This is a genomic window from Sinobaca sp. H24 (assembly GCF_023845525.1).
Map to the genome: position 1 here is coordinate 1 of NZ_JALBWT010000080.1, position 5,474 is coordinate 5,474.

Sequence of the window (5,474 nt, forward strand, 5' to 3'; positions counted from 1 at the left end):
TTCATTAGCCGGAGGTCATAAAACAATTCTTCCTAAAGTAATGAACGAATTAAAAAAAGAGGGAAGAGAAGATATTGTGGTAATCGTAGGAGGCGTCATTCCCTCCCAGGATTATAAAGGCCTGAAGGAAGCAGGAGCAGCCGCTGTATTTGGTCCGGGAACCGTTATTCCGGCAGCTGCAAAGCAGGTGGTAGAGGAAGTGCAGTCCAGGCTTAGGGAAGCATAGTCCGAAAGGAAGGATGAGGATGGGCAGTACACAAAAGAAGAAATTAACTCCCTCCCAGCATGTTGAAGGAGTCAGGAAGGGTCACCGGGCTTCGATAGCACAAACTATTACGCTTATTGAAAGCAGTGCAGCAAAGCATTTTGAAGATGCCCAGAGTGTACTTGAACAGCTGATGCCCTATACTGGAAAATCGATTCGTATTGGTATTACCGGAGTACCCGGAGCCGGAAAAAGCACGCTGATTGAAGAACTGGGAATGCAGTTGTGCGAAAGCGGGTTTAAGGTAGCCGTCCTGGCTGTGGATCCATCATCGAGTGTGAACAGGGGCAGCATTCTTGGAGACAAAACAAGAATGGGCAGGCTCTCAAAGCATCCTGATGCCTATGTGCGCCCTTCTCCTACCGGAGGAAATCTGGGCGGGGTGGCTAAAAAAACACGCGAAACGATGCTCGTATGTGAGGCTGCCGGGTATGATGTGATTATTATCGAAACCGTCGGCGTAGGTCAAAGTGAATTAACAGTACGATCCCTCGTGGATTTCTTTATGGTATTAATGCTCACAGGCGGCGGAGATGAGCTGCAGGGCATCAAAAAGGGCTTAATGGAAATAGCGGATGCCGTTTTTATTAATAAAGCGGACGGAAGCAATAAGCAGCCGGCTGAACTGGCTAAAGCTGAATATAACCGCCTGCTTCATTTTCTGCAGCAGGCTTCACCAGGCTGGGAGACCAAAGCCTACACCGTTTCGGCCTTAACCGGGGAAGGTATGGACAATATCTGGAACGTTATCCAGTCTTTTAAACAAACCATGAAAGGGAATGGTCATTTTGACCAGCGCCGCCGGGAACAGGTGTCAGAATGGATGGAGCGGTTGATGATCGATGAATTAACTTCTTCTTTTTATCAAAACGAACAGCTGCAGGAGCATTTTGCCCAAAACAAAAAACTAGTACAGGATGGGGAAAAACCGCTGCGCAAAGCAATTCAAGAGCTGATGGAAGAGTATAGGCAGATTCAGCAGAAAAAGGAAAAATAATTAGATCCAAAGAACTGGTTCTTTAGTTTCACATATTCATTTTTTCGATGTATAATAAATAATATCACCTAAATAAAAAACGGTTGGGAGGCAGTAATATGACAAGTTGTTCAAAATGCGGCATGATTCCTTCTCTGGAAGAAAACGGCACTTTTTTATTTACAGCAGCAGAAGCCGGCGGCAGGGATTTAATTATAAAACATTTAAGAGATAGAGGCGCAGAGCCTGAGCAGGAAGGAAAAACAATCCATGTTCCTTTTTACAGCTTGGAAGAAGCGGTTCGTATGGTCGACAGCCTTGAAGCTGATTTAAAAGAAAGCGGTGTTTCCGTAAAAGGGACCTGGAAAAACAGCGCCTCCGTATTTGGGCATATGCTCGATCTAGCTGTGCTTAAAGTGAGAATATCAAAACCTTCATATTTAAAGATTATTAACGAGGGTTTGTTTACGCATCACATGCAGCCGATTATTAATTTACATAGCTCAGAAGTAATGGGCCAGGAATTTCTAATGAGGCCTGACAGCAGTGCATATTCTTTCTATCCTGGAGAGTTGTTTGACTATGCACAAAAAGCAGACCTTCAGTCTGTACTCGATAGTCAGGCAAGAATGTCTTCCATTGAACATAGCGCCCGCCACCTTGACCAGGGGACGAAACGATTTATTAATTTTCTTCCGTCGTCTATTTATGATCCTAATCATTGTTTAAAATCAACATTCAAAGTGGTAAAGGAACATGGAGTCGATCCGTCCGACCTGGTTTTTGAAGTAGTGGAAACAGAAAAAATTCATAATGTGGCCCACCTGCAGAACATTTTCAAAACATACCAGCAGTATGGAGTTAATGTAGCGCTCGACGATTTAGGTTCAGGGTTTGCTACAGTGGAAATGCTTGAACAACTAAAGCCTGATTATGGCAAAGTAGACCGCAGCCTGATTTCTTACTGTGACCAGAATGAAGAAAAGCAGGAAAAGCTCAAACAGATGCTGAAAAGAGCGGAAATTCATAACATAAAAATGCTCGCAGAAGGTATTGAAAGAAAAGAAGAACTCGAAGTCGTAAAGCAGCTTGGTTTTGATCTGGCTCAGGGTATTATATTGGCAGACCGTCGGATTATCCAATGGGAAAATCGTTCACGACAGCAAGAAAATAGAAAGGAAGGATATATGTGGCTTCCATTCTTATCTGGTATTTTCATCCGGATACAGATAGTTTTAACGGATCTCTTTTAAACCGAATGAAAAAGGACCTGCTCGAAGCGGGCCATAGTATAGAAATTCGGCGTCCGGAAGAAGACCTGTCCGTTTTTTCTCTTTCCAAAAAGGAGTATAAAGCATCGATTGAGGGGAAATACTCTATCGATATTCAAAGAGAACATCAGCATATAAGAGAAGCTGATGGCATTATTACCTTGTTCCCATTATGGTGGGGGAGCTTCCCGGCAGCCGGCAAAGGATTTCTGGACAGGGTTTTGTCCTTTAAATTTGCATATGAACTGGAAGGAGAAGAACCTGTCCCGTTAATGAATGAAAAGCCGATTACTTTTATTTATACCACCGGCACACCTGAAGAGGAGTTCCGTCAATCCGGTTTAAAAAAATTAACGGAAGACAACTGGCAGCAGCATATCCTCTCTTTCTGCGGATTCCAGGGTCTTCCTTTTTTTCATCTGGGAAATGTGATTGACTGTTCTGAACAGGATAGAGAAAAGAAACGAAGTTTAGCGTCTGCCCACGCTGTCCAATTTGCAGATGATATAACGAGGAGGGCAAACTTGTGAAACTGATATCCTACAAAAAAAATGAATCCCCGGCACTGGGGCTCATTATCGAAGAGCACATAGCCGGCCTGGAAGAGATAATATCACGATCGGCTCTTTCCGGACCGCTTACGATGGAAGAAGCTATAGAATGGCATGAATACCGTCCAGGTAAACTGGAAGAGTTGGAAAAGTGGCACATGCTACAAAGCAGCACTTGATATGGTCCCTTTGGAGTCTTCTTCTATCCTTCCGCCTATTTATCCGAAAAGAAATATTATGTGTGTAGGAAAAAATTATGCAGAGCACGCCAGTAGAAATGGGAAGTTCAGCGGATATTCCGGAGTATCCGATTATTTTTACAAAGCCGCCCACCTCTATTGTTGGGATGAATGAAGCCGTAGAAGCAGATGAAGAAGTGACACGGGAACTTGACTATGAAGGAGAAATTGCCGTTATTATCGGAAAAAAGGGGAAAAAGATTCCTGAAAACGAGGCGCTGAATCACGTTTTTGGCTTCACTCTTTTAAACGACATAACAGCCAGGGATATTCAGGCCCGGCATAAACAATTCTTTTTAGGCAAAAGCATGGACACTTTCTGTCCGCTCGGGCCGTTTGTGCTGCTGAACAAGGACTGGGAAACATTCTCTCCCATTCTTAGAACGTACGTAAATGGCGGGCTGCGTCAGGAATCCTCGATGAATAAAATGATTTTTTCTGTTAAAAATTTAATTTCTACGCTTTCCGCCGGAATGACATTATATCCGGGAGACATAATTGCAACCGGAACACCGTCGGGCGTAGGGAAAGGTTTTAAGCCCCCGAGATTTCTGAAAACACGGGGATGAAATTACAATATCGGCTGATGAGCTTGGGAAACTAACGAATAAAGTTACCATATACTGATAATGGGTATGAGAATAGATAGAGGCAAAAGACAAAGTGCACATACTTTGTCTTTTTATGTTGAGATTTATAAAAAAGGAGAACATCATGGGAGTTACGATAAAGGATGTAGCGGAAAAAGCAGGCGTTGCGCCTTCTACTGTATCAAGAGTACTATCCAGTCATCCGAGCATTAGTGATAAAACAAAAGCAAAAGTGCGCCGGGCAATGACAGAAATGGGCTACGTGCCCAACCTCCACGCAAGACGTCTGGCGGGGCGGAAAACGAATACGATTGGAATTGTCATGCCTAATGATGCGGGGTCCTCCTTTGAGAATTTGTTTTTTCCGGAAATCTTAAAAGCAGTAAGTACATATGCTTCCAAAAAAGGAGAGGGTCTTTATATAACAACCAGCCAGACTGAAGAAGAAAAGCTGGCAGAAATAAAAAAAAATGGTGGAAAACCGTATGGTGGATGGAGTTATTATTTTGTATTCGCAAAAAGAAGACAGGCTGCGCAGCTATCTCGAAAAAGTGAGATTTCCCTATACAGTAGTTGGCAGTCCGTCTCCTTTCCCGAGAGCATCTTTTGTAAATAACGATAATGCAAAGGCCGGATATGAAGCTGCATCCTATCTGTGTTCTCTTGGACACGAACGTATCGCGTTTATAGGCGGCAGAGAAGATTATGAGGTTACGGCTGACCATGAAAAAGGATACAAAGCTGCGCTTCATAAAGCCGGTCTCCCTGTAGATCAGGAACTTATATTAAAAAACGCAGGCAGCCAAAACGGCGGAAGAACAGCCGTCCAGTCTTTATTGAATATGAAAGAACAGCCTACAGCTGTAATAGCAGCGGACGACATGATGGCGTTGGAAATCATTCATTTCCTCCAGGAGCAGCATGTTGCCGTACCGGATCAGATATCCATTATCAGTTTTAATAATGTACTTATTGCCTCTTTAGCGTCTCCTCCGTTAACAACGGTGGATATTGATATTGCGGAATTAGGAAAACAGGCGGTAAGAGCAATTTGTTTTGAAATGGAAAACACCAGCGGACCTTCTTTCCAAAAATTGTAGGCCATAAAATAATTACAAGAAAATCCTGTGCGGTTCATGAAGCAGGGCGGAATTCTGAAAGATTATGATACAATAAAGTAGTAAAAATCTTAGAATAGTGGTGGTACAATGCCTAAAGGCAAGTATTTTAATATCGGTTATGGAATTTTGCTTGCATTTTTAATTATTTTTCTGGGGACGTTAATTGATTTTATCTTCGCACCTATTGTTATTTTAGTATCTACATTATTTGCTCCTATATTAATAGCAGGAGTACTGTTTTATATTTTCCGTCCCATTGTTAATTTATTATCAAAAAAAACTGCCCAGGGGTCTGTCCTATACTTATTTGTATTTGTTTTTGCAGGCATTCTTACGGGTCTCGTGTACTTCGTTGGGCCGATCATTCAAAATCAGGTTGCAAGCCTGATTGAAGGAATCCCTACATTTGTAGACGAAGCTCAGCAGCTGCTTAATACTGTCTCGCAGCAGCCATGGTTTCA

6 protein-coding genes and 2 pseudogenes are annotated in these 5,474 nt (G+C 42.8%); all 8 read left to right on the top strand.

The features are described 5' to 3' along the window. Positions 1-226, top strand: a pseudogene (locus MMY81_RS32905) (methylmalonyl-CoA mutase); the annotation flags it as partial. Between the two features lie 13 nt (positions 227-239). Beyond that, positions 240-1,262, top strand: a complete 1,023-nt coding sequence (meaB, locus tag MMY81_RS32910) for a methylmalonyl Co-A mutase-associated GTPase MeaB (protein WP_374563456.1) — start codon at positions 240-242, stop codon at positions 1,260-1,262. Positions 1,263-1,360: 98 nt separating this feature from the next. Then, the gene (locus MMY81_RS32915) at positions 1,361-2,494 is read left to right on the top strand and encodes an EAL domain-containing protein (protein WP_252316130.1); all 1,134 of its coding nucleotides are present in this window, start codon (positions 1,361-1,363) and stop codon (positions 2,492-2,494) included. Further along, complete coding sequence (locus MMY81_RS32920; RefSeq protein ID WP_252316131.1) at positions 2,431-3,042, top strand: NAD(P)H-dependent oxidoreductase; 612 nt, start codon at positions 2,431-2,433, stop codon at positions 3,040-3,042. Before MMY81_RS32915 ends, MMY81_RS32920 begins: the two co-directional genes overlap by 64 nt. Further along, positions 3,039-3,929 (top strand): annotated as a pseudogene (locus tag MMY81_RS36165) (fumarylacetoacetate hydrolase family protein). Before MMY81_RS32920 ends, MMY81_RS36165 begins: the two are co-directional and overlap by 4 nt. A gap of 87 nt (positions 3,930-4,016) precedes the next feature. After that, entirely contained in the window at positions 4,017-4,508 is a 492-nt protein-coding gene (locus tag MMY81_RS32935; protein WP_252316134.1) for a LacI family DNA-binding transcriptional regulator, read from the top strand. Beyond that, on the top strand, positions 4,399-4,992 hold the full coding sequence (locus tag MMY81_RS32940) for a substrate-binding domain-containing protein (RefSeq protein ID WP_252316136.1): 594 nt from the start codon (positions 4,399-4,401) through the stop codon (positions 4,990-4,992). Before MMY81_RS32935 ends, MMY81_RS32940 begins: the two co-directional genes overlap by 110 nt. A 108-nt stretch (positions 4,993-5,100) precedes the next feature. Beyond that, the coding region (locus MMY81_RS32945) for an AI-2E family transporter (protein WP_252316135.1) at positions 5,101-5,474 on the top strand (374 nt) is incomplete at its 3' end.

Coding starts and splice junctions, on each gene's coding strand:
- MMY81_RS32935 (WP_252316134.1), top strand. CDS start 4,017: ATGGGAGTTACGATAAAGGATGTAGCGGAAAAAGCAGGCGTTGCGCCT.
- MMY81_RS32915 (WP_252316130.1), top strand. CDS start 1,361: ATGACAAGTTGTTCAAAATGCGGCATGATTCCTTCTCTGGAAGAAAAC.
- meaB (WP_374563456.1), top strand. CDS start 240: ATGAGGATGGGCAGTACACAAAAGAAGAAATTAACTCCCTCCCAGCAT.